The 2,396-nt window shown below is 63.4% G+C and carries 3 protein-coding genes; all 3 read left to right on the top strand.

Features of this window, described 5'->3' with window-relative positions; all coding sequences use genetic code 11:
• Positions 1-390, top strand: a 390-nt coding sequence (locus ENZ75_RS28825) for a phosphatase PAP2 family protein (protein ID WP_164770787.1), incomplete at its 5' end; no start/stop codon positions are given.
• 176 nt (positions 391-566) lie between these two features.
• Complete coding sequence (locus ENZ75_RS28820) at positions 567-1,712, top strand: alpha-hydroxy acid oxidase (RefSeq protein WP_063170322.1); 1,146 nt, start codon at positions 567-569, stop codon at positions 1,710-1,712.
• Positions 1,713-1,721: 9 nt separating this feature from the next.
• Complete coding sequence (locus ENZ75_RS28815; protein ID WP_013529989.1) at positions 1,722-2,267, top strand: adenine phosphoribosyltransferase; 546 nt, start codon at positions 1,722-1,724, stop codon at positions 2,265-2,267.
• The last annotated feature ends 129 nt before the right edge of the window (positions 2,268-2,396 follow it).

Genomic DNA, 2,396 nt, shown 5'->3' with positions numbered 1-2,396 from the left:
TTCTTCGACCGCGTCGTGGCCACCGAAGGCGCCGTCGTCGATCCGGCCAAGGATATCTGGAAGCGCCCGCGTCCGCACCAGCTCAGCGACCTCGTCAAGCCGGCGGTCAAGCTGTCGAGTTCGGGTTCCTGGCCGTCCGGCCACGCCACCGTCGGCACCATGATGGGCATCATCCTGTCCGATATGGTTCCGGAAAAGCGCGCCGAGATCATGGCGCGTGCGGCCGAATACGCCCACAACCGCGAGGTCGGCGGCATCCACTATGCGTCCGACGTCGAGATGGGCAGGATTTCCGGCAGCGTCATCGCCGCGGTCCTGCTCAACCGGGACGACTTCAAGGCCGAGTATGAAGTGGCCAGGGCCGAGCTTCGTTCGGATCTCGGCATGTAATCTTTGTCAATCGGATTAGACCAGAAAGGGGCGCTTCGGCGTCCCTTTTTTTGCTCATGGCCATGTCCGGAGGGCAGCTCGAAAAATAGTCCGTTGGCACGCCGACAACAGGTTGATATTCGATGCATCGAACGGTGGCGAGAAACTTGTCCCGCCATGGCCTTTGGAATTCGATGATGCGGCTCAGCGACTGTCACAACTTTTCCGATTACCGCCGCATGGCGCAGCAGCGGCTGCCGGGGCCGATCTTTAACTACATCGACGGCGCGGCCGACGACGAGGTCACCTATCGCCGCAACACCGAAAGCTTCGAGACCTGCGATCTGGTTCCCAACGTGCTGCGCGGGGTGAGCGAGGTCGACATGTCGGTGACGGTCATGGGCCAGAAGCTGGCGATGCCGTTCTATTGCTCGCCGACCGCCTTGCAGCGCCTGTTCCATCACCAGGGCGAGCGCGCGGTCGCCAAGGCCGCCGCCAAATACGGCACGATGTTCGGCGTGTCGTCGCTGGGCACCGTCAGCCTCGAGGAGGCGCGCAGCATCAGCAGCGGCCCGCAGGTCTACCAGTTCTATTTCCACCGGGATCGCGGTCTTAACCGGGCGATGATGCAGCGGGCAAAGGCGGTCGGGGTCGAGGTGATGATGCTGACCGTCGACAGCATCACCGGGGGAAACCGCGAGCGCGACAAACGAACCGGCTTTGCCATTCCCTTCAAGCTCAACCTTACCGGAATGGCGCAGTTCGCGCTCAAGCCGGCCTGGGCGATCAACTATTTCATCCATGAGGACTTCAAGCTGCCGCAGCTCGACGAGCATGTCGACATGGGCGGCGGCACGATGTCGATCAGCCGTTACTTTACCGAGATGCTCGATCCGTCGATGACATGGGACGACGTCGCCGAGATGGTCAAGCTCTGGTCGGGTCCGTTCTGCCTCAAGGGCGTCATGTCGGTGGAGGATGCCAAACGCGCTGTCGACATCGGCTGCAGCGGCATCGTGCTGTCGAACCATGGCGGGCGGCAGCTGGATGGCTCACGGGCGGCGTTCGACCAGCTTGCCGAGATCGTCGATGCCGTTGGCGACAGGATCGACGTCATCATGGATGGCGGCGTGCAGCGCGGCACACACGTGCTGAAAGCGCTGTCGCTCGGCGCCAAGGCCGTCGGCGTCGGACGCTACTATCTGTTTCCGCTCGCGGCGGCCGGCCAGCCCGGCGTGGAACGGGCGCTCGAACAGATGCGGGTCGAGATCGAACGCGGCATGAGGCTGATGGGCTGCAGCTCGATCGAACAATTGTCGCGCAACAATCTCCGTTTCAGGTAATCTCGACCCATGAAATCCTCGCTCGAAGACACGCTGCTTGCCGCGATCCGCACCATTCCGGACTATCCCAAGCCCGGCATCCTGTTTCGCGACATCACCACGCTGCTTGGCAATGCGCGCGCCTTCCGCCGCGCCATCGACGAACTGGTGCATCCCTATGCCGGCCAGAAGATCGACAAGATCGCCGGCATCGAGGCGCGCGGCTTTATCCTTGGCGGCGCCGTCGCCCATCAGCTCTCGGCCGGTTTCGTGCCGATCCGCAAGAAGGGCAAGCTGCCCTACGAGACGGTGCGCGTCGCCTACAGCCTGGAATACGGGCTGGACGAAATGGAGATGCACAAGGACGGTGTTGCTCCGGGCGAGAAAGTGATCCTGGTCGACGATCTGATCGCCACCGGCGGCACGGCTGAAGCGGCGGTCAAGCTGCTGCGCCAGATAGGTGCCGACATCCTCGCCGCCTGTTTCGTCATCGACCTGCCGGACCTCGGCGGCCGTGCCAAGCTGGAGGCGCTCGGCGTGCCGGTGCGGACGCTGATTGGGTTCGAGGGGCATTGAGGGGCAGTTCTTCCTTCTCCCCTTGTGGGAGAAGGTGGATCGGCGCGCAGCGCCGAGACGGTTGAGGGGTGGGTGACGGAGTGCCGTCGGCGCCAAGCTGGAGCACCCCTCATCCGACCGAGCTTCGCT

The sequence above is a fragment of the Mesorhizobium sp. M7A.F.Ca.CA.002.04.1.1 genome, from assembly GCF_004022805.1.
In the GTDB taxonomy this organism is placed as follows: Bacteria; Pseudomonadota; Alphaproteobacteria; order Rhizobiales; family Rhizobiaceae; genus Mesorhizobium; species Mesorhizobium ciceri.
The sequence above is the reverse complement of the archived record's forward strand: the minus strand, read 5'-3'. Positions and strand labels throughout refer to the sequence as shown.